The sequence below is a fragment of the Achromobacter piechaudii NBRC 102461 genome (genome assembly GCF_001571245.1).
GTDB lineage: Bacteria > Pseudomonadota > Gammaproteobacteria > Burkholderiales > Burkholderiaceae_B > Achromobacter > Achromobacter piechaudii.
Genome location: NZ_BCTK01000015.1, coordinates 250,136 through 269,354, shown reverse-complemented (window position 1 = coordinate 269,354; position 19,219 = coordinate 250,136). Strand labels below are relative to the sequence as shown.

The following is a 19,219-nucleotide window of genomic DNA, read 5'->3' as shown; positions in this document are numbered from 1 at the left end:
CACCGCCTCAAGGCTTGGCGTTGGGTGCGTTCATCGGCACGAGCGTGGGCGGCAGCGTGCCTTCGTTGTATTGAACGCGCACGGGAGCCAGGCGGGCAGAATCGGGGACCGTCGAATTACAAAGCTTGATCACTTCGTCGGTTACCTCCAGTTTGCCGTTTTCCTCGGGCATCTCGTTGCGCGCGGGTTGCAGCGACAGCGCCGGCAACAGTGCATGAGACAGCGCCAGCCAGCGATACTGCGCAAGCTTGAGGTCATACATGCCGTTGGTCAATGCGCGACGCGATTCAAAAAGTTCGTTTTCGGTGTCCAGCAAGTCAAGCAACGAGCGCTGGCCAATCTGGAACTGTTGGCGATAGGCATCACGTACCTTGGCGGTGGCCACTTCGTGGTCACGCAGGAAGGGCAGCTTCTGGCTCAGGCTGGTGATGTTGTTCCATGCCACGGCCAGGTCCTGCTGCACATTGCGGCAGGTGTAGTCGCGGATGTCGCGCGCGGCATAGGATTGCGCGGCCGTCTGGCGCACGCGCGCCGAGTCCGCGCCGCCGCGGTACAGGTTATAGCTCATCACGACCTGGACGCTGGAGCTCTGGATGTCGCGCGTTTGGGGCGTGGGGTCATTCTGGTCCCGGCCCGAGGACGCCACGAACTCAAACTTGGGCGAAAACGCGCCCTTGGACGAGGAGACTCCTGCCTGCGCGGCTTGCAGTCCGGCCTGCTTGGACAGGAAGCTGGGGTTGCGGCGCAGCGACTCATTGAAATCGCCCGGCTTGACCGGCAATTTGGCGGCGATGTCGGGCGGCGGCTGCATGGCTTCGGGCGGGAAAGCACCGGTCACGCGTTGAAAGCGTTGCTGCACGTCCAGCAGGTTTGCGGTTTCGGTCATCAGATTGGTCTGCGCCAGCGACAGACGGCCGCCGGCCTGTTCCAGGTCCACCCGGCGTCCCACGCCGGATTCCGTGCGTTCGCCGATCTGCTTGAGCGTTTCTTCGTGCAGCGAGTAATTCTGGCGGGCCAGCAATTCCATGTCGCGATAGCGTTGCAGGTCGATGTAAGCCTGTACCGCGGCGAATGCCGTGCTGTCGCTGGTGGCCAGCACGTCATAGAAGCGGGCCAGCTTGTCGAAGCCGGCCTGCTTGACGTCGTTGCTGGTGCGGAAGCCGTCAAAAATCAGCTGGCGCAATTCGAAGTTGTAGCCCGGGCGGTTCCAGCGCTGCGAACCCACGCCAGGGACGTTGTTGCGGTATTCCCGACCCACGTAGCCTTGGGCGTTCAGTTGCGGAAAGAACGCGGCGCGAGCCACGGCCTGGCCTTCCAGCGATGCCTGGAAGTCATGGTATTTGGCTTGGATTTCCGGGTTGCTCAGAAGGGTCTGCTCGACCACCTGATTCAGGGTCACCATCGACGCAACCGGGGCGGGCGCGGCGGGAGGGGTGGTCTGGGCGAACGCGGCGGGAACAAATGCCAATGCGAGAAGCGAAGTCGTGCGTTTGATCAAAAACGAAGCCATGGTGATTATTCGCGTGTCGGAGTGGGAATGAATGGCGGCCATATTGTATGTAAATGTCATATTTCCCTAGTCAAGATTTGTTAACTCTTTAAGGGGTGAATATGACCCGCCACAATGTTTCTTCGCGCAACATCACCTAATTGGACTGAATTTGCACGAACTTCACAGACTGAGAAAAATGTCGTCTTTATTAATACGGTTTATTTCGTATTATTTCGAAGGTGACGTGTCTGTAGTGAAACAGGATTATATCGTTCTGATAATTCTGTATCAGATTTATCCGAAGGAATTTTCGTTTTGTGATTAATTTTCCACAGTGCCTGATTACAAATTCCGAGGGACATCGGGGACAGATTCCGTAACCAACATGGTAGTGGTGGTACTAGTATCCATGGTGTGGTTGTACTAGGTTCAGAGCCTGGGCATAATTCCTCCATGCCGCAGTGGCCGGCGCGGGAGCGATTTGCTTTTCAACCGCGCGAGGCTCAAGCCGGATTGTCTATTTGCAGAGCGCATCCATGGCCCAAACCCTTTACGACAAACTCTGGGACGCCCACATCGTCCACCAGGAATCAGACGGCACCTGTCTGCTCTATATCGATCGCCACCTGGTGCATGAAGTCACCAGCCCGCAGGCGTTCGAAGGCCTGGCGATCGCCGGTCGCAAGCCGTGGCGCACTGGCGCCAACCTGGCGGTGGCCGACCACAACGTGCCGACGTTGAACCGCGCCCAGGGCATCGACGACCCGATTTCGCGGCTGCAAGTGGACACGCTGGACGCCAACTGCGAAAAATACGGCATCACCGAATTCCGCATGAACGACCTGCGCCAAGGCATCGTCCACGTGATCGGACCCGAGCAAGGCGCAACGCTGCCGGGCATGACGGTCGTCTGTGGCGACTCGCACACCAGCACGCACGGCGCGCTGGGCGCATTGGCCTTCGGCATCGGCACCTCTGAAGTCGAGCACGTCCTGGCGACACAGACGCTGCTGATGAAGAAAGCCAAAAGCATGCTGATCCAGGTCGAAGGCGACCTGCCTTTCGGCTGTACGGCCAAGGACGTCGTGCTGCACATCATCGGCATCATCGGCACGGCCGGCGGTACCGGCCACGCCATTGAATTTGCCGGCAGCACCATCCGCGCGCTGTCCGTCGAAGGTCGCATGACCGTGTGCAACATGGCCATCGAAGCCGGAGCCCGCTCCGGCATGGTCGCCGTCGACGACAAGACCATCGAATATTTCCGTGGCCGTCCGTTCGCGCCGTCGGGCGTGGTGTGGGACCAGGCGGTCAAGTACTGGCGCACGCTGCATACCGATGAAGGCGCCAAGTTCGACACCGTGGTGCAGGTCAGCGCCCGCGATATCAAGCCGCAGGTCACCTGGGGCACCTCGCCCGAAATGGTCTTGCCGGTGGATTCCCGCGTGCCGGACCCGGATCGTGAAAAAGACGATGTGCGCCGCAGCGGCATGGAGCGCGCGTTGCAATACATGGGCCTCAAGCCCAACACCCCTTTGACCGACATCCGCGTTGATCGCGTGTTCATCGGCTCTTGCACGAACTCGCGCATTGAAGACCTGCGCGCCGCCGCTGCCGTGGCGCGTGGCAAGCGCGTGGCTTCCAATGTGCGTCAGGCAATGATCGTGCCGGGTTCCGGCCTGGTCAAGCAGCAGGCCGAACGCGAAGGGCTGGACAAGATTTTCATCGAAGCGGGTTTTGAATGGCGTGAACCCGGCTGTTCGATGTGCCTGGCCATGAACGCCGACCGCCTCGAACCCGGCGAACGTTGCGCCTCGACGTCCAACCGCAATTTCGAAGGGCGCCAAGGGCAGGGCGGCCGCACGCACCTGGTCAGCCCCGCCATGGCGGCAGCCGCCGCCGTGGCCGGCCACTTCGTCGACGTCCGCACGTTCCGTTAAGCGATCACGCACCGAGTACCGACATCATGCAAGCATTTACCACTCACGAAGGCCTGGTGGCTCCGCTCGACCGTGAAAACGTCGACACGGACCTCATCATCCCCAAGCAGTTTCTCAAGTCGATCCAGCGCACCGGTTTCGGCCCCAACCTGTTCGACGAGCTGCGCTATCTGGACCACGGCGAACCCGGCATGGACAACAGCAAGCGTCCGCTGAACCCGGATTTCGTGCTGAACCAGCCGCGCTACCAAGGCGCGTCGATCCTGCTGGCGCGCAAGAATTTCGGCTGCGGCTCCAGCCGCGAGCACGCGCCCTGGGCCCTGACGCAATATGGCTTTCGCGCCATCATCGCGCCCTCGTACGCCGACATCTTCTTCAACAACAGCTTCAAGAACGGCCTGTTGCCGATCGTGCTGTCCGAGTTGGAAGTGGCGCGCCTGTTCGACGAAGTCAAAGCCTTCCCCAACTACAAGTTGCAGATCGACCTGGACCGCCAGGTGGTCATCGCCGCCGACGGCCGCGCGATGGGGTTCGATATCGAACCTTTCCGCAAGTACTGCCTGCTGAACGGCTTTGACGACATCGGCCTGACGTTGCGCCATTCCGACAAGATCCGCGCTTTCGAGGCCGAACGCCTGGCCCGCCATCCGTGGCTGGAAAGCCGCCCCATCGCCTGAACCCATTCTGATCACAGGATCGCTTTTAAATGACCCACAACATTGCAGTCTTGCCGGGTGACGGCATCGGACCGGAAATCGTCGAGCAGGCCGTGCGCGTGCTCAAGGCGCTGGACGTGTCTTTCGACATCAAGCAGGCTCCGGTGGGCGGCGCCGCGTTCGACCAGTTCGAACACCCGCTGCCTCCGGCCACGCTCAACCTGGCCAAGGAATCGGACGCCGTGCTGTTTGGCGCCGTCGGCGACTGGAAGTACGACAGCCTGCCGCGCGAATTCCGTCCCGAGCAGGCCATTCTGGGCCTGCGCAAGGCGCTGGGCCTGTTTGCCAACCTGCGTCCCGCCATCCTGTATCCCGAGCTGGCCAGCGCCTCGTCGCTCAAGCCCGAGATCGTGTCCGGACTGGACATCCTCATCATTCGTGAGCTGACCGGCGACATCTATTTCGGTACGCCGCGCGGCGTCCGTTCGTCGCCGGATGGCGTGTTCGCTGGCGAACGCGAAGGCTACGACACCATGCGCTATGCCGAATCCGAAGTGCGCCGCATTGCGCGCATCGGCTTTGAATCGGCGCAGAAGCGCAACAAGAAGCTGTGCAGCGTGGACAAGGCCAACGTGCTGGAAACCTCGCAGTTCTGGCGCGATATCGTCATCGAAGTGGCGCGCGAATATCCGGACGTCGAGCTGTCGCATATGTATGTCGACAATGCGGCGATGCAGCTGGTGCGCAACCCGCGCCAGTTCGACGTGATCGTCACGGGCAACCTGTTCGGCGACATTCTGTCGGACGAGGCGGCCATGCTCACGGGTTCCATCGGCATGCTGCCGTCGGCCTCGCTGAACGCGGGTGGTCAGGGCCTGTACGAACCCAGCCACGGTTCGGCTCCGGACATCGCGGGCAAGGGCATCGCCAACCCGTTGGCGACCATCCTGTCGGCCGCCATGCTGCTGCGCTACTCGCTGAACCTGGCCCCGCAGGCCGACCGTATCGAAGCCGCCGTGCGTCGTGTGCTGGCCGACGGCCTGCGCACTGCCGACATCTTCGAGCCGGGCACGACCAAGGTCAGCACGGCAGGCATGGGCGACGCGGTTCTCAAAGCCCTGGCCTGATCGCCATGCAGGGGCGCGCCCTTGCGGCGCTGCCCCGTGTTCGAAGGGGGCCGCCTTTGTAGCGGCCCTTTTTTTGCTCCTGTTGCGACGGCGCTGCGTCGGGCGGTGGACACGGTTCCGCCCCTAAATTTTTCTAGCTGCGCCGCAACATCCACCCGTGCATTCTGATAAATTGTTGAATTGCACGACTTTTTCTACCCGGACCTTGTCTCCACCTTTATAGAGCGATTGAAATGAATCAAGCAGTAGGCCTTGTCGGCTGGCGCGGAATGGTCGGCTCGGTGCTCATGCAACGCATGCGCGACGAGAACGACTTCGCACTGATCGAACCGGTGTTCTTTTCCACCAGCAATGCTGGCGGCGCCGCGCCCACGTGGGCCGAAGGCGCGGGCCCGTTGCAAAACGCCTACGATATTGATGCTCTGAAAAAACTGCCGATTATTGTGACGGCACAAGGCGGCGACTACACGTCCGAGGTCTATCCCAAGCTGCGCGGCGCGGGCTGGAACGGCATCTGGATCGATGCGGCCAGCACCTTGCGCATGGCCGACGACGCCATCATCGTCCTGGACCCGGTCAACCGCCCGGTCATCGACGCGGCGCTCAAGCGCGGTGTGCGCAACTTCATCGGCGGCAACTGCACGGTCAGCTGCATGCTGATGGGCCTGGCCGGCTTGTTCAACAATGACCTGGTCGAGTGGATGACGTCCATGACGTACCAGGCGGCCTCGGGCGGCGGCGCGCAGCACATGCGCGAACTGCTGACCCAGTTCGGCGAGATCAACCAGGCCGTCAAGCCGCTGCTGGATGACCCGGCCTCGGCCATCCTGGCCATCGACCGTGGCGTGCTGGCCAAGCAGAAAGATGATTCGCTGCCGCACGAACATTTCGGCGTGCCGCTGGGTGGCAACCTGATTCCCTGGATCGACAAGGATCTGGGCGATGGCATGTCCAAGGAAGAGTGGAAAGCCGAAGTCGAAACCAACAAGATCCTGGGTCGCGGCGCCGCATTTGGCACGGCCCCCACGCCGATCGACGGTCTGTGCGTGCGTATCGGCGCGATGCGCTGCCATAGCCAGGCCCTGACCATCAAGCTCAAGCGTGATGTGCCGCTCGATGAAATCGAAGCGCTGATCGCGCAGGGCACGCAGTGGGCCAAGGTTGTTCCCAATACCAAGGAAGCGACCGTTTCCGCGCTGACCCCGGTTGCCGTGACCGGCACGCTGGACATTCCGGTTGGCCGTCTGCGCAAGCTGTCGATGGGCTCGCAGTACCTGGGCGCGTTCACCGTGGGCGACCAACTGCTGTGGGGCGCCGCCGAACCGCTGCGCCGCATGCTGCGCATTGCGCTGGCCGAAGCCTGAAGCAGGGGTTGATGGGCCGATAAGAAACGTCTGATCGGCCTTGAAGACAATCAGGGGCACCTTCGGGTGCCCTTGACGTTTCGGCAATCGTAAAGAGGGTGTGGCGGATGTGCCCGAGAGCCAACGCCGAAGCGCCTTTCAGGTTTGTGAAACGGGCATCATCCATTACACTTTTCCCGTGAATTGAGGCCTGTTCCCGCTCATCTCGCGCGCGATCAGCGCTAACCCGTAATGCGACTACAAGAACGGAATTCCAGCTTATGACCCAGCGTTCGCGCCCTGTGAAGCATGCCCGCCGTTTGAAATCCCTTCAATGGGCGATCGCTTTGGCGATTGGGTCGAGCATGTGCAGTTCGGCGTTGGCCATGCGGGTCGGGCATTCCCGCGTGGTGTCCGGGCCGGGCGCGCCGTTGCAGGCGGTGGTGGGCTTGCAGGAATTGACGGCCGACGAAGTGTCGTCCCTGAAAGTGACGGTCGCGGACGAAGCCGCCTGGCAGCGCGCGGGACTGAAACCGCCGGTGCCGTTGGCCAGCATGGTGGTTCGTGTCGAAGACGGCATTGACAGTACGCGCAAGAATCTACGCGTGCGCGGTACGCAGCCTCCCACGAGCGGTGCGGTGGATCTGCTGCTGGATATCAGTTCAAGCTCTGGCCAGCGGCAGGTGCAGGTCAGCATTCTTGTTCCCCTGCGAGGCACGGGCGCTGATGTGACGCCGGCATCCGTTGGCGGCGCGGGGCGCGCGGGATCTGGCACCGCAACCGTCAATGTGAAGCAGGGCGACAACCTGTTTGGTATTGCGCAGCGCAATGCGGTGCCCAATGCCTCGGTCTATCAGATGCTGGTGGCGCTGTGGCGCGCCAATCCCGACGCCTTTATTCAGAACAACATGAACCTGGTTCGCGCCGGGCAGAAGTTGAAGATTCCCGATGCGGCGACGGTTCGGGCAATCGATCCGGCCGAAGCACGCCGCATTTTCAACGAGCACGCCGAGGCGTTTGCGAAATACCGCGCCCGCGTCGGCGCGGCCGCCGGGGCAAACCCCTCCGTGGTGAAGGGACAGGACGCTGCATCGGGCACGGTGGGCCAAACCGGCGACACCGGCGTCGCCACACCCGCACCCACACAGGACCGTGTGCGCTTGTCGACAGGGCAGGCCACGGGTAGCGCCGCCGAGCAGGCGGATGCCCAAGCCGACGCGAAGACTTCCAGCGAGCGCGCGCTCAAGGATGCCGAAGGGCGCGTCAACCAACTGCAAAGCAACGTCGACGAATTGAACAAGGCCGTCGCGCAGCAAGGCGCGGCGGGGTCGGGTGGCACGGGTGCTTCGGGAGCTTCGGCCGTTGCTGGCGCAGCGGCGGCATCGGGAGCCGCGGGTTCTCCTGGCACCGCAGGTGCTCCAGGCGCAGCGGGCACTCCGGGTGCGGCAGGCACACCGGGTGCAGCAGGCACTTCGGGTGCGGCAGGCACACCGGGTGCGGCAGGCACTTCGGGTGCGGCAGGCACACCGGATGCGGCCGGCAATTCGGGTGCAGCAGGCACTTCGGGCGCAGCAGGCACTTCGGGCGCAGCAGGCACTCCGGGCGCAGCAGGCACTCCGGGCGCAGCAGGGACTCCGGGCGCAGCAGGGACTCCGGGCGCAGCAGGCACTCCGGGCGCAGCAGGCACTCCGGGCGCAGCAGGCACTCCGGGCGCAGCAGGCACTCCGGGCGCAGCAGGCACTCCGGCCGCATCAGGCACTCCGGGCGCAGCAGGCACTCCGGGCACAGCAGGGACTCCGGGCGCAGCAGGTACTCCGGGCGCATCAGGCACTTCGGGCGCAGCAGGCACTCCGGGCGCAGCAGGCACTCCTGGCGCATCGGGCACTCCGGGCATCCCGGGCGCGACTGGCGCCCCAGGCGCAAGCAGCCCGGCCGGCGCCACCTCCACCGCGACGCCTCCTGTCGGCAAAACCGCCGACAACGCCAAGGACGTCACGAGCGGTATGCCCAGCTGGTTGGCCGACAACCTGCTTGTCATCGTCACCGCCTTGCTGGCGCTGATCGCCTTCGCCATTGCGTGGCTGCTGCGTCGTGCCGGCGCCCGGCGCGACGATGATGACGAAGATACCTACGCATTTAACGAGCCGGCGCTGGACACGGCAGCGCTGAACCGCAAGCTCGATACGATCAATCTCGACCTGGACGAACCGCCCACGGACGAACCGCGCCGAGTCAGCGGTCCACGGGTTTGAATGATGTCTAGAGTTGCATTGGGGCTGGCGTATGACGGCTCCGCTTGGCAGGGTTGGCAGACGCAGCCGCACCGGCAGACGGTACAGGACACGCTGGAGTCGGCCTTGGCAAGATTCTGCGGTGTGCAAGACCCGGTTCCCACGATATGCGCGGGCCGCACCGATACCGGCGTGCACGGCGCGATGCAGGTGGTGCACTTGGACACGTCGTTGGACCGGCGCATGGAGTCATGGGTGCGCGGCGTGAACGCCTTTCTTCCGCCCAGTGTGTCAGTGCAGTGGGCGCAGGAAGTGTCGGACGAATTTCATGCACGCTTTTCCGCGCGCGCCCGCACCTATGTGTATCTGCTGTGGCGTGGCCGCGTGCGGCCGGCGCTGTGGGCGGGTCGGGCGGGCTGGTGCTTCCAGACGCTGGACGTAGACGCCATGCGTGCCGCCGCGCAAGCCCTGGTTGGCGAACACGATTTTTCAAGCTTCCGTTCTTCGCAATGCCAGGCCAAGCATCCGGTGCGCCACATGCACCGGCTCGACATCGCCGAGCGCGGGCCGTTTCTGGTATTCACCTTGAAGGCCAATGCGTTTCTGCACCACATGGTGCGCAACATCATGGGTGCATTGCTGCAAGTGGGGCAGGGCAGGGAATCGGTGGACTGGATGGCGCAGTTGCTGTCCTTGCGCGACCGCACGCGGGGCGCACCGACGTTTGCGCCTGATGGGCTATACCTGTCCTCCATTGACTACCCGGCCGAATTTGGCCTGCAAGAACTGGATGGCGGGTCATCGTTGTTGTCGCCGTTTACGCAGTCCTATTAGGTACTACTGAAAATAGGCACTACTAAAAGCCGCCACCGCGGATCGCGCCTTACGCGCGCTTAAAGGGGGTATCGCCATGCAACGCCGCGCATTTCTAAAACAAGCCGCCTTGGGCGCGGCGGGTGGTGCCGCGCTGGCGGCGCCCGCCATCGCTCAAGAGGCCCCGACCGTCACATGGCGGCTGGCGTCCAGCTTTCCCAGCGAATCGCCCACCTTGTTCGCGGGGGCCGAGGACGTCGCGCGCTACGTGTCCGAGGTGACCGACGGGCACTTTGCCATCGAGATTTTTCCGGCGGGTGATCTCGTCCAGCCGGGCCAGGTTCTTGAAGCCGTACAGCATCGCGTGGTGGATTGCGGGCATACCGCATCAACGCGCTATTTCGATATCGACCCCGCGCTCAGTTTTGATGCGGGCGTGCCGTTCGGCCTGAACACTCGGCAGATGAACGCCTGGATGAGCCAGGGCGAAGGCCTGGCGCTGACGCGCGTGCTGTTCGACAAGTACAACATCATGAACTTCCCTTGCGGCTACACCGGCGCGCAGATGGGCGGATGGTTTCGCGGCGAGGTCAAGACGGTTGACGACCTGCGCGGCCTGAAGGTCAAAGCCAGCGGCTTCGCGCGACATGTGCTGTCACGGCTGGGCGCCACGCCCGTCGATGTGCCTGTGGCTGAAAGCTACGCGGCCCTGGAACAAGGCGCGGTCGACGCGGTGGCCTGGGTAGGTCCGTACGACGACGAAAGCCTCGCGCTGTACAAGGTGGCGCGCAATTACTACTTTCCGGGTTGGTGGGCCGGCACCTTGCAGCTTTCGCTATACGTGAACCAGGACGCCTACGACGAACTTCCGAAACCGTATCAGTCTGCGCTGGCATTGGCGTGCCGCATGGCAAGCGCCAACATGATCGCCAAGTACGACGCAGGTAATCCCGACGCGCTGCGCCGTCTCGTGTCGCGCGGCGCGCAGCTCAAGGCGTTTCCCAAACCCGTGCTGCAAGCCTGTTACGACGCCTCGCTCGCCGCCTACAAGGATCTGAGCGCCAAGGATCCAATGTTCAAGAAGCTGTACGACAGCATGGTGGCGTTTCGGGACAAGGAAGTGCCTTGGTTTCGCGTGGCTGAAGGCAGTTACGACGCCATGATCGCCACGTTGGGCCAACCTGGCGGCTGATCGCCGTCCATCGCGCGAGATATACTGATCAACCGCCTTTTTCATTGGGCGACAGGTACAGAACGTCATGCGCACACGCATCAAAATCTGCGGCTTGACCCGCGAACAAGACATCGAAGCCGCCGTCTCGGCAGGCGTCGACGCCATCGGCTTTGTGTTCTATCCGAAGAGCAAGCGTTGTCTTACGCCAGCACGCGCCGCGCAGTTGCGCCGTGCCGTGCCCGCGTTCGTCGATGTTGTCACGCTGTTCGTCAATCCGACGCCCGCCGAGGTGCAAGCAGTCATCGACGAGGTCCGTCCCGAATTGCTGCAATTTCACGGAGACGAAACGCCGCAGGACTGCGCCCGCTACGGCCACCGTTTCTTGCGAGCCTTCCGCGCCGGCGCGCCCGGTCTGGACACCGCCGAAAATCTGGCCTCGTACTGCCGCGCTTTCGGTGAAGCGGCGGGCTGGTTGTTCGACAGCTACAGCGCCGGCTATGGCGGCAGCGGGCACGGCTTTGACTATGCGTTGCTGAACGACGTGCGCGCAGATCCAGTGTCCCGACCCCTGATCTTGTCGGGTGGTTTGAACGGCGAGAATGTCGCCCAGGCGATCGAGCAGGTCCGGCCTTGGGGCGTGGATGTGAGCAGTGGCGTCGAGCTTGAGCAAGGAATAAAAAGTTCTGATAGAATCTCGTTCTTCGTTGATGCGGCACACGCCGCAGACGCGAAACTGAAGGGCAAAAAGTAGTGCGGTTGTGCAGTCGGTGACTTGTATAAGTCCGTTGATTCAGCCAGCGAAATTAGCATGCAGCAAACCGGCAAAAGCCGGGGCTAAATATGCGAATAAGCTGGCTCGAGTAAACCAAGACAAACGCAACGAACACAGCAAAAAATCTTTAAAGACGATTTGCACAGTTCAAAAAAGCACTATATAATTCTTCTTCTTTGCAGGCGGTTAGCTCAGTTGGTTAGAGCGCCACGTTGACATCGTGGAGGTCGTTGGTTCGAACCCAATACCGCCTACCAGATTCCTGCAAAGCAGTGCCAAGCACTGTTTAGCAATGCCTAGAAAGCCGCGTAAGTCTATGACTTCGCGGCTTTTTTGCATTCTGCGTCGCTCACCGCTACCAACTGCCGCCAAGGGGTGCCAGCAGATTTAAGGGTAGGAATAAGGGTATGGCCGAATCGGATAAGGGTAGGCCCCCAATTCCTCATTTACCCGCGTCGGACGCGCAGCTATCAAGATAATCCGACCACCACTGCATTAGCTGCCGGCGCCCATCCAGATACTCGGCGTGGTTATAGGCGCGGCGAACCATATTGCGCTCCTTGTACTCGAGCTGGCGTTCAATTACTTCTGCGCGTGCGCCGCTACGCTCATTCATACTGGTCGACGCCAGGCCGCGGAAGCCATGGCCCGTCTGTTCCCCTGAAACTCCAGGATCTTGAGAGCCTTGTTTATGGTCTCGCTGCTCATTGGTGTGTTGGCGGGGTCGCGCAGTCCGGGGAACAGCAGCCGATAGCGCCCTGTGTACGGCCGCAATTCTTCCAACAGCGCCAGCACCTGGCGCGATAGCGGGATGACGTGGTCAGCGCCTGTCTCTTTGGTGATCAACGTACCCTTCATCCGGCTCGCCGGAATTCGCCATAGCGCGTCTTCGATGTGGAACTCGCTCCACACCCGCAGTCCCCAAGGACGCGGTAAACGGCACGACGATTTCGATCAGATTGCGCACCCGTGGCGAACGCCGCGTCGGCGTGGCCAGGGTGGGTCGAGAATTTGAGCCGGCACCCGGCGTCGCTGGCGCCCGATCCATCGCGGCATGGCTCAACAGGCCGGCCTGGCGTGCATCGGTGTCCAACCGGTCGATGACGTGAAGGGCAATGCGGAGATCCTCACGCGACACGCGGCAGCTTTCTGAAGCTTCGCCGGGCACATGCGAATGCGTCGCCTTGCGCAGGCGCGCGATAGTTGTGTAAAAGCTCATGCCGCCAGTTCCCTCCTGGTGACAACGTTTCTTGTGGCTGTGGTCAGGTGCGGCTGCGCAGCGGCGGCGCGGGTAAGGGCTTCTCGCATGGCGAGGTCGTACTGCATCGGGCGCCAAACGACGGACCGATAGGGTGGCGGGGTGACGCCGGCGCGGCACTTGTCCAGGAACCGCTCAAGGAAAGCGAGGAGGTCGGCGGGTGCCGAGGCGGGCGCCGGCCATCCGGTGCGTTCGGCAATCATCGCGGCCATTTGCACACCGTGGTGGACGCTTTCACAGGCGCGCTGAGCTTGCGCAGATGCTCGGCCGTCTGTCGGCGCGCGATCTGCATTTCGAGGGATTGATGGCGCGGCGGGGCCATGCTGCCTCCTTGAGCTTGGCCTGGCCGACGTGGCCCTGTTCGATCCAATGAACCGTGAATGCATCGGAGGGCGCTGCCGGCGCGGCCTTGAGCGTGCCGAGCACCAGGACAGTGTCCCTGCGACCATCAGCCACCAAGGAGTCCACCAGGCCGAGAGCGTCGCTGCGGCCGGGCAGGTCCAGGCAGTCGAACCTATCCAAGATGAGGCAGCGCAGCCCGGAGATTTCGGCTAGGGCGGCGCTGACGAGAGCGTCTACACGCCAGCGCTCAGATTCCGACAAAAGGCGGTAGGCGCGGCCACCGAACGTGATGACCATGTCGGCACCGATTTCGGGCACGCGCCAGCCGCCGAGGTCGGTGAGGTCGGCCAGCTTGTCGTTCACCGGCTGCAGCGCCTCGGCCAAGATCTCGCCCGGGATACAGTCGCGCGACAGAGCGTCGCCGATGGCGGACCAGGCCAGTACTTCCTGGTGGTACAGCGCGGGGAGACGCTGACCGATATCCAACGTGCGGCGCGGTTCTTCTACCTTCAGCAGAACGCCGACGGCTTACTTCGTCGACGCCCGCGGCGTCAAACGGGTTTTCGTCTTCTGGGACGGGCCTTCTCGACGAGGGCCTTCACATGATCCAGCTTTATGGGTCCTTGAACGGAACCCAGGGAACATTGGGAATTGGTTGCTACGCAAAAATTCTGACGAGGGGTTAATGAGGGGGTTGAAGGCAATTGGGCCAATGTTTTATGCCGAATTAGTCGCCTATGGCGGTTTGGTCGGCAATCACTTTAGCTGGACGCCGGAAGGCGAACTATTATTTTTTGATGGGACGCCGGAGGCGGTCCGCGCGGGGGTGGAGGAAATCTATGCGGATCGCGATCCCGCAGTAAGGCCGCCCGTCACCGAGATCACCCCGAGAGAGTTTGCGAAGCGCTTTACGCCGGATGAACTCATGGCAATTCGGGCGGCGCAGTTTACTGACATGGAAGTTGGGTTGGTCTACGACGACTTCAATCGCGCCGAATTCATTTCTGTGCTTGACCCAGCTGTAGGAGCCGGCCTGGATCTCTACATCGCTAAAGGCTTGTTGGGCGCAACGCGCAAGGAGGAGTTGCTACGAAAAGATGGAGCAACCGTGGGCGAATCTGGTTCAGAGCTTCCTTCCAATGCAGAGGGACCCTGAGCAAAGCTCGAATTGAGATTCTGGCGGCAAGTTGCGAACGAATCCGAAATCCTCAGGGTTCGTTGCAATTGCGCCAATGTCGGAGATTTTCGTGTTGAGAAATGCGGCCTTGTCTTCTTCGGAAAGGCGCCATGTGTATTGGCGAGTGAACCATTCCAGTGCGTGGATAGGATGGTAATAGGTGGGTACGCTCTGCTCAATGATTTCACATTTCCCAGAAAAGAGATTCTTAATTCCCGAGTGGGTCATATTGTAGTAGTGGTGGGGGTACCCGTGGTATGGCTGCAAGAAGGGAACAGCGATCCAAAAGACGCCACCAGGCTTCAAAACGCGGACTATTTCCTCCGCACATTTGAAGGGGTTTCGAACGTGTTCAAGAACGGCATTGCTGTGCACGTAATCGAAGACGCCCGATTTAAAGGGCAGCGCCTCGGCCACTCCCAATACGTCCGTTGTGGGATATCGAACGATCTCCAAATTGACCACATTTGCGTGGTCGACGGGTCGATAGCCTGCTCCGACATCAAGGATCATCTTGTCTGGGTTGTCGAGGATAATCTCTTCAAATTTCGGGTCATACGAGTTTCTAGACACATTTTCTGTGTCTTCGACACCAGCCATTTTCGCCAGATCCGGGGTCAAACAGTTGTAGAGAGAACCCTCTCTTCGAAATCGATTTCTCCACTTCATCAACTTCGCAATTTGATCCAGTTTCCGGCGTTTAAACCACTCGGGCGTTGCGGGATGCGCTGGTACAGGGATTGCGGAATTTTTCGTCATTTTTGACTCGAAGAGGCTCCAGCGGATGATCACTAGGTTACTGGATACGTAGCGAATGATCCACGGACTAGATACTTTTTTGCTTTGCGACATCCCGCTTCGGCGGGATTTTTTTCGTCTTCAGGGGACGTTATGAATGATTGGGAAAGAACGCTTGCGTGGTTGGCCGGCGTCGATGCGTTGGTCGCAGTGGGCCGCGCGCTGACGAACAAGGAGGCGCTTTCATGGCGCGTGGTTGCGCCGGCTCATCGCGTTCAAGCTGCGAGGTGATGCGAAATGAGCCAATTCCAACTTTCGCAGCGGAGCCTGACACGCCTTATCGGCGTGCACCCCGATCTTGTCGAAATCGTCAAATTGGCAATTCAGCGCACCACCGTCGATTTCATTGTGGTTGAGGGCGTCCGGACTCTGGCGCAGCAGCGCGAGTATGTGACCAAGGGCGCCAGCCAGACGATGAACAGCTACCACCGTCCGCAGGCCGATGGCCTTGGCCACGCAGTCGACCTGGCGCCGCTGGTGCGCGGCGCGATTCCATGGAACGACTGGCAGGCCTTCGCCGATCTTGCGGGTGTAGTCAAGGCATGCGCCGTAGAGCTTGGCGGGCCTGTGGAGTGGGGCGGCGACTGGAAGTCGTTCAAGGACGGACCGCACTTCCAAATCCCACGCGACTGGATGGGACGAGCGTGAGCCCGCTACTGCGCGCCGCGCAGCGCTGCCCTACCTGATCGGCGCTGCCCTGGTGGTGGCTGTCGTGCTGGGCGTGCGCTGGTACGGCGCCAGCCAGTACCAGGCCGGCGCAGACGCCAAGCAAATCGAAATTGAAAAGCGCCAGGCCGCCATCGAGCGCGCATGGCAGGAGGAACGGGATCGTGCTGATGCCAAACACCGCGGCGCCGTACTGGCGCGAGAAGCTGCTGAAACGACTGTTGCTGCTCAGCGTGGCCGGATTGACGGGCTGCTCCGCCAGCTTGCCCAGCGGCGCACCGAGAATGCCGCAGACGGCGGCAGACTTGACGCAGCCAGCCCCGACTGGATCGGAATTATTGGGTCGTGTGACGGACGATATGCCCAACTGGGAAAAGATGCTGCTCGATGGGCTGACCAAGTGAACGGCCTGCAGGGCTACATTCGTGCGATAGGGGTCATGTCTGCATCAAAGCAGTGAAATCGCAAGGTTCACGACGCCAGCCATTCCAAACGTAGCGGAAGTCCAACCGGACCGCTCCGCAATTTCGAACCAATGAGTTGGTGTGAACAAAGCAGTGCCAAGCACTGTTTAGCAATGCGAAGAAAACCGCGTAAGTCTATGACTTCGCGGCTTTTTTGCATCTCCGCTGCCAATTATGGCAGCCCTGCCATTTCCCCGGTATAAGGCGGCATCAGCGTTTCGCGTTGACTGGGCCCACAACGCAGACCTGACAAAGAGTGTGGTCAAAACGCGCTGCTCCTTTGTTGTTGGGAGATTCCCCTGCTCGCGATACCGCAAGATGAGCGAAGGTAAATCGCCCCGGGATTTCAGCTCGTCTGTCTGCTGCCGTTAATCAACAGTAAACCACCATCGGGAGCTGGGCTTGTTGAAAAATAGCGAGAAAATGACCCCCATTGATTGGGCCATCTTAGGTCTGGCGCTTATCTTGCTGATACCGCCCGTGCTGGTCATTACCGTTCTCAACCAGACTAATGCCGCGCACTTCGTCACTTCCGCGACAGGGCGAGCCTATTTTTTATCGTATGCGTCGTTTTGGCTCGCCGCCATGGCGGGACTGACCGCTGGCCGTGGCGTGCTCAGGCATCAACGCGGTACACCGAAGGCAGAGTTGGCCGTCGCGTCGATTCAGGATTACATCGAAAGCGCCTTGTGTCTGGTCACCTCCGCATGCTCGCTTGCGCTTACAGCGCTCGATGAGCAGCAGTTGCACCATCGCGCTTTCTTATGGATGTTGACCGCGTATCCCATCGTCTATGCCGGATATCTATGCGCGTTGAAGAGATGGGAGAGCGCGCTCCGGAAGCGCAAAAGGGCTGTTTCGTTGGCTTCCGTCGGATTGCGCAATGCCCGACGTTTATTTTTAGCGGCCGCCACGGTTGTGGCTTCAGGCCTTTGGGCCATGGATTGGTTCTTTCTGCCGGCTTTGACGGGGTGAGTCGGCTTGGGTGAATTCGCCGGATTTCGTAGCAAGTTCGACCCGATGAAGGCCGCTAAGTCACTGACTTGGCGGCCTTTTCGTTTGATGGCTACGGTATCGATTCACCTCAAGGTATCGCATCAACCCGCCCCGCCTCGCGCTGGTTTTTCACCACCCCGCGAATATTCAACACCGCCAAACCCAGTTGCAGTGCAATCAACGCGAACGCGCCGTCATGGATTCCCCACGCGATCCATAATGCGTTGCTTAATAAAAATACCCAGAAACCCCATTTGCGTTTCGTTTTGCCTTGCGACGCCACCAGCCATGCGGCAGCCAGCGACGTCAGCATCGCTGGCCATTGAAGAAAATCCCATAGCGCGTCCATGTTGTGATCGGGTCCCTTGTTCCTGGCGGGCCTGATCAGCCCAATTTCTTCACGACGCGCGCAAGTTTTGCGATGCCGCCCGTGCCACTTGCGGCGCGGCCCATCAGCGCGGTGCCTATCGCCGTCAGGACGGTGCGCTTGAACATCGTGCGGCCTTTCATGCCCGCCACCATCAGCAGTGCGCCCACGCCGAACACGATCAGATGTTCACCGGGAAAATCGGGACGGCGCGCGTCCATGTCTTTCAAGTCCTGCACCCGCGAACGATCCTGCTGCGGCACGGGTTCCATATCAATAATGTCGTCAGATTGCATCGCGGTCCCCCAAGGATTGGAAATCGCACTTCTTCAGCAAGTGACATGCCAGCCCCTGACGTGTGCAGTGAGTCTCCGCGCAAGCGCGGCCTTATCTGATAAGGTCCCGCATATCTTTCAGCCTTTGAACCATGCACACCTACACCAAGGCAATACTGCTGCTTCCCTGCATTTGGCTTGCCGCCTGCGTCAACCGGCCGCCGCCCGCAGCGCAGGCGCAGCCGCGCATTGACGAATTGCCCATGTATGGCGGCATGGATCGATCGGCCGCCGCGCAATTGCAGGCCGGTGACCAGAAACTGAGGGCCGACGCGATCGGGGCGTTCGGGTCTGCCAGCAAGGCCTCGCAGGCCTGGGTGGCGCAGGGTTATCGGTTTTATCAAGCCGACCAATTGGGCATGGCGATGCGTCGGTTCAACCAAGCCTGGCTACTGAACCCGGACAATCCCGAGGCCTATACCGGCTTTGCGGCGGTGTTGCATGACCAGGGCAAGTTTTGCCAGGCGATGAGCATGATGGATCTGGCGATCAGCCATGATCCTCCGACCTTCCAGGGCATCTACGCCGACGCGGGCCGCATTGCCGCGCGCTGCGCGGCGGAAGACAAGACGCTGCCGCCCGAGGCGCGCGTGGCGGCCACCGCGCGTTCCGATGAGTGGTACCGCAAGGGCGAGGCGGTCGAACCCGACAAAGGCTATCTGTATTCCTCCTGGGCAACCGCCTACTACTGGCGCGGCCAATACGATCAAGCCTGGGCGATGGTGGTCAAGGCGCGCGAGGCGGGCGGATCGCCCAGCCCGAAATTCATGGAAATGCTGCGCAGCCAAATGCCGGAGCCTCGCAGTTAACCCTTTTATCGTCCCATCGATCGCGGCTGCTCTGCCGGCATTTGCGATATTCTGCTGACCATCATGATGAAAGCTCTATGGTTGGCGTTGGGCTGCGTGATGTTGGCATTGGGCGTCATCGGCGCATTTTTGCCGGTCATGCCGACGACGATTTTCCTGATCTTGGCGGTGGGCTGCTTCTCGCGCTCGTCTCCGCGCCTGGAAAAGTGGTTGTTGGACAGTCCGACTTACGGACCGCCCCTGCGCATCTGGCGTGACCAGAAGGCAGTGTCGCGCAAGGGGAAAACCTACGCGTGCCTGGGCATGGCGGTGGGGTACGGGCTGTTCTGGTGGAGCGCGCATCCGTCGTGGCCGCTGGCCGTGGGAGTCGGCCTGTTCTTCGTGGCCAGCGCGGCCTATGTCTTGAGCCGGCCGGCGCCCAGATCGTCGGACGCCGGCGGCGAACCCTTGCAACGATAG

At 61.3% G+C, this 19,219-nt stretch carries 22 protein-coding genes and 1 tRNA gene; 15 read left to right on the top strand and 8 right to left on the bottom strand.

The annotated features are described in order from the left end of the window. Positions 1 to 7: 7 nt before the first annotated feature. Positions 8 to 1,510: a TolC family outer membrane protein gene (locus API01S_RS27580; RefSeq protein WP_061306637.1), complete on the bottom strand. Its 1,503-nt coding sequence runs from the start codon at positions 1,508 to 1,510 to the stop codon at positions 8 to 10. 518 nt (positions 1,511 to 2,028) lie between these two features. Between API01S_RS27580 and leuC the strand changes: the two genes are divergently transcribed. The 9 genes from leuC (at position 2,029) to API01S_RS27535 (ending at position 11,805) form a co-directional block, all read left to right on the top strand. Further along, positions 2,029 to 3,432, top strand: a complete 1,404-nt coding sequence (gene leuC, locus API01S_RS27575) for a 3-isopropylmalate dehydratase large subunit (protein WP_061306636.1) — start codon at positions 2,029 to 2,031, stop codon at positions 3,430 to 3,432. A 26-nt stretch (positions 3,433 to 3,458) separates the two neighbouring features. Further along, the gene (gene leuD, locus API01S_RS27570) at positions 3,459 to 4,109 is read left to right on the top strand and encodes a 3-isopropylmalate dehydratase small subunit (RefSeq protein WP_006218698.1); all 651 of its coding nucleotides are present in this window, start codon (positions 3,459 to 3,461) and stop codon (positions 4,107 to 4,109) included. 29 nt (positions 4,110 to 4,138) lie between these two features. Continuing rightward, positions 4,139 to 5,215, top strand: coding sequence for a 3-isopropylmalate dehydrogenase (gene leuB / locus API01S_RS27565; RefSeq protein WP_006218699.1), 1,077 nt, complete (start codon positions 4,139 to 4,141; stop codon positions 5,213 to 5,215). A 233-nt stretch (positions 5,216 to 5,448) separates the two neighbouring features. Continuing rightward, positions 5,449 to 6,579, top strand: a complete 1,131-nt coding sequence (asd, locus tag API01S_RS27560) for an aspartate-semialdehyde dehydrogenase (RefSeq protein WP_061306635.1) — start codon at positions 5,449 to 5,451, stop codon at positions 6,577 to 6,579. A 260-nt stretch (positions 6,580 to 6,839) separates the two neighbouring features. Beyond that, positions 6,840 to 8,810, top strand: coding sequence for a FimV/HubP family polar landmark protein (locus API01S_RS27555; RefSeq protein WP_061306634.1), 1,971 nt, complete (start codon positions 6,840 to 6,842; stop codon positions 8,808 to 8,810). Positions 8,811 to 8,813: 3 nt separating this feature from the next. Beyond that, positions 8,814 to 9,623: a tRNA pseudouridine(38-40) synthase TruA gene (gene truA, locus API01S_RS27550; RefSeq protein WP_039883109.1), complete on the top strand. Its 810-nt coding sequence runs from the start codon at positions 8,814 to 8,816 to the stop codon at positions 9,621 to 9,623. Between the two features lie 76 nt (positions 9,624 to 9,699). After that, positions 9,700 to 10,794, top strand: coding sequence for a TRAP transporter substrate-binding protein (locus API01S_RS27545; protein WP_050729245.1), 1,095 nt, complete (start codon positions 9,700 to 9,702; stop codon positions 10,792 to 10,794). 67 nt (positions 10,795 to 10,861) lie between these two features. After that, positions 10,862 to 11,527 (top strand): phosphoribosylanthranilate isomerase, encoded by a 666-nt coding sequence (locus API01S_RS27540; protein WP_061306633.1) that lies wholly within the window; start codon positions 10,862 to 10,864, stop codon positions 11,525 to 11,527. 201 nt (positions 11,528 to 11,728) lie between these two features. Next, positions 11,729 to 11,805: transfer RNA gene (locus API01S_RS27535), tRNA-Val, on the top strand. Positions 11,806 to 11,990: 185 nt separating this feature from the next. Here the strand turns inward: API01S_RS27535 and API01S_RS29275 are convergent. The 4 genes from API01S_RS29275 to API01S_RS27520 form a co-directional block, all read right to left on the bottom strand. After that, entirely contained in the window at positions 11,991 to 12,164 is a 174-nt protein-coding gene (locus API01S_RS29275; protein ID WP_156487196.1) for a hypothetical protein, read from the bottom strand. Between the two features lie 204 nt (positions 12,165 to 12,368). Next, a complete protein-coding gene (locus API01S_RS29270) occupies positions 12,369 to 12,767 on the bottom strand; it encodes a hypothetical protein (protein WP_156487195.1) in 399 nt (132 codons plus the stop codon). After that, positions 12,764 to 13,018, bottom strand: a complete 255-nt coding sequence (locus tag API01S_RS27525) for a hypothetical protein (protein ID WP_254598586.1) — start codon at positions 13,016 to 13,018, stop codon at positions 12,764 to 12,766. Before API01S_RS27525 ends, API01S_RS29270 begins: the two co-directional genes overlap by 4 nt. Before the next feature lie 22 nt (positions 13,019 to 13,040). Continuing rightward, on the bottom strand, positions 13,041 to 13,634 hold the full coding sequence (locus tag API01S_RS27520) for a hypothetical protein (RefSeq protein WP_061306631.1): 594 nt from the start codon (positions 13,632 to 13,634) through the stop codon (positions 13,041 to 13,043). Positions 13,635 to 13,860: 226 nt separating this feature from the next. Here API01S_RS27520 and API01S_RS27515 point away from each other — a divergent pair, with 226 nt between their 5' ends. After that, positions 13,861 to 14,304 (top strand): hypothetical protein, encoded by a 444-nt coding sequence (locus API01S_RS27515; protein WP_061306630.1) that lies wholly within the window; start codon positions 13,861 to 13,863, stop codon positions 14,302 to 14,304. Here the strand turns inward: API01S_RS27515 and API01S_RS29030 are convergent. Then, a complete protein-coding gene (locus API01S_RS29030; protein ID WP_167351747.1) occupies positions 14,272 to 15,084 on the bottom strand; it encodes a methyltransferase domain-containing protein in 813 nt (270 codons plus the stop codon). The genes API01S_RS27515 and API01S_RS29030 overlap by 33 nt on opposite strands. Positions 15,085 to 15,360: 276 nt before the next feature. Here API01S_RS29030 and API01S_RS27510 point away from each other — a divergent pair, with 276 nt between their 5' ends. From API01S_RS27510 to API01S_RS27500, 3 genes are all read left to right on the top strand, one after another. Next, positions 15,361 to 15,771 (top strand): M15 family metallopeptidase, encoded by a 411-nt coding sequence (locus API01S_RS27510; RefSeq protein ID WP_061306629.1) that lies wholly within the window; start codon positions 15,361 to 15,363, stop codon positions 15,769 to 15,771. Between the two features lie 55 nt (positions 15,772 to 15,826). Beyond that, positions 15,827 to 16,249 (top strand): hypothetical protein, encoded by a 423-nt coding sequence (locus tag API01S_RS29020; protein ID WP_254598585.1) that lies wholly within the window; start codon positions 15,827 to 15,829, stop codon positions 16,247 to 16,249. Between the two features lie 406 nt (positions 16,250 to 16,655). Further along, on the top strand, positions 16,656 to 17,228 hold the full coding sequence (locus tag API01S_RS27500; protein ID WP_156487193.1) for a hypothetical protein: 573 nt from the start codon (positions 16,656 to 16,658) through the stop codon (positions 17,226 to 17,228). Between the two features lie 109 nt (positions 17,229 to 17,337). Here API01S_RS27500 and API01S_RS27495 read toward each other — a convergent pair whose 3' ends face one another. Then, positions 17,338 to 17,598 carry a hypothetical protein gene (locus API01S_RS27495; protein WP_061306626.1) on the bottom strand — a complete coding sequence of 87 codons (261 nt, stop codon included), beginning with the start codon at positions 17,596 to 17,598 and terminating at the stop codon, positions 17,338 to 17,340. A gap of 35 nt (positions 17,599 to 17,633) precedes the next feature. Then, positions 17,634 to 17,912 carry a hypothetical protein gene (locus API01S_RS27490; protein WP_061306625.1) on the bottom strand — a complete coding sequence of 93 codons (279 nt, stop codon included), beginning with the start codon at positions 17,910 to 17,912 and terminating at the stop codon, positions 17,634 to 17,636. 131 nt (positions 17,913 to 18,043) lie between these two features. Here API01S_RS27490 and API01S_RS27485 point away from each other — a divergent pair, with 131 nt between their 5' ends. Next, positions 18,044 to 18,760: a tetratricopeptide repeat protein gene (locus API01S_RS27485; protein ID WP_061306624.1), complete on the top strand. Its 717-nt coding sequence runs from the start codon at positions 18,044 to 18,046 to the stop codon at positions 18,758 to 18,760. Between the two features lie 63 nt (positions 18,761 to 18,823). Then, entirely contained in the window at positions 18,824 to 19,219 is a 396-nt protein-coding gene (locus API01S_RS27480) for a YbaN family protein (RefSeq protein ID WP_006218708.1), read from the top strand.

Coding starts and splice junctions, on each gene's coding strand:
- API01S_RS27580 (WP_061306637.1), bottom strand. CDS start 1,510: ATGGCTTCGTTTTTGATCAAACGCACGACTTCGCTTCTCGCATTGGCA.
- leuC (WP_061306636.1), top strand. CDS start 2,029: ATGGCCCAAACCCTTTACGACAAACTCTGGGACGCCCACATCGTCCAC.
- leuD (WP_006218698.1), top strand. CDS start 3,459: ATGCAAGCATTTACCACTCACGAAGGCCTGGTGGCTCCGCTCGACCGT.
- leuB (WP_006218699.1), top strand. CDS start 4,139: ATGACCCACAACATTGCAGTCTTGCCGGGTGACGGCATCGGACCGGAA.
- asd (WP_061306635.1), top strand. CDS start 5,449: ATGAATCAAGCAGTAGGCCTTGTCGGCTGGCGCGGAATGGTCGGCTCG.
- API01S_RS27555 (WP_061306634.1), top strand. CDS start 6,840: ATGACCCAGCGTTCGCGCCCTGTGAAGCATGCCCGCCGTTTGAAATCC.
- truA (WP_039883109.1), top strand. CDS start 8,814: ATGTCTAGAGTTGCATTGGGGCTGGCGTATGACGGCTCCGCTTGGCAG.
- API01S_RS27545 (WP_050729245.1), top strand. CDS start 9,700: ATGCAACGCCGCGCATTTCTAAAACAAGCCGCCTTGGGCGCGGCGGGT.
- API01S_RS27540 (WP_061306633.1), top strand. CDS start 10,862: ATGCGCACACGCATCAAAATCTGCGGCTTGACCCGCGAACAAGACATC.
- API01S_RS29275 (WP_156487196.1), bottom strand. CDS start 12,164: ATGAATGAGCGTAGCGGCGCACGCGCAGAAGTAATTGAACGCCAGCTC.
- API01S_RS29270 (WP_156487195.1), bottom strand. CDS start 12,767: ATGAGCTTTTACACAACTATCGCGCGCCTGCGCAAGGCGACGCATTCG.
- API01S_RS27525 (WP_254598586.1), bottom strand. CDS start 13,018: ATGGCCGCGATGATTGCCGAACGCACCGGATGGCCGGCGCCCGCCTCG.
- API01S_RS27515 (WP_061306630.1), top strand. CDS start 13,861: ATGTTTTATGCCGAATTAGTCGCCTATGGCGGTTTGGTCGGCAATCAC.
- API01S_RS29030 (WP_167351747.1), bottom strand. CDS start 15,084: ATGACGAAAAATTCCGCAATCCCTGTACCAGCGCATCCCGCAACGCCC.
- API01S_RS27510 (WP_061306629.1), top strand. CDS start 15,361: ATGAGCCAATTCCAACTTTCGCAGCGGAGCCTGACACGCCTTATCGGC.
- API01S_RS27495 (WP_061306626.1), bottom strand. CDS start 17,598: ATGGACGCGCTATGGGATTTTCTTCAATGGCCAGCGATGCTGACGTCG.
- API01S_RS27490 (WP_061306625.1), bottom strand. CDS start 17,912: ATGCAATCTGACGACATTATTGATATGGAACCCGTGCCGCAGCAGGAT.
- API01S_RS27485 (WP_061306624.1), top strand. CDS start 18,044: ATGCACACCTACACCAAGGCAATACTGCTGCTTCCCTGCATTTGGCTT.
- API01S_RS27480 (WP_006218708.1), top strand. CDS start 18,824: ATGATGAAAGCTCTATGGTTGGCGTTGGGCTGCGTGATGTTGGCATTG.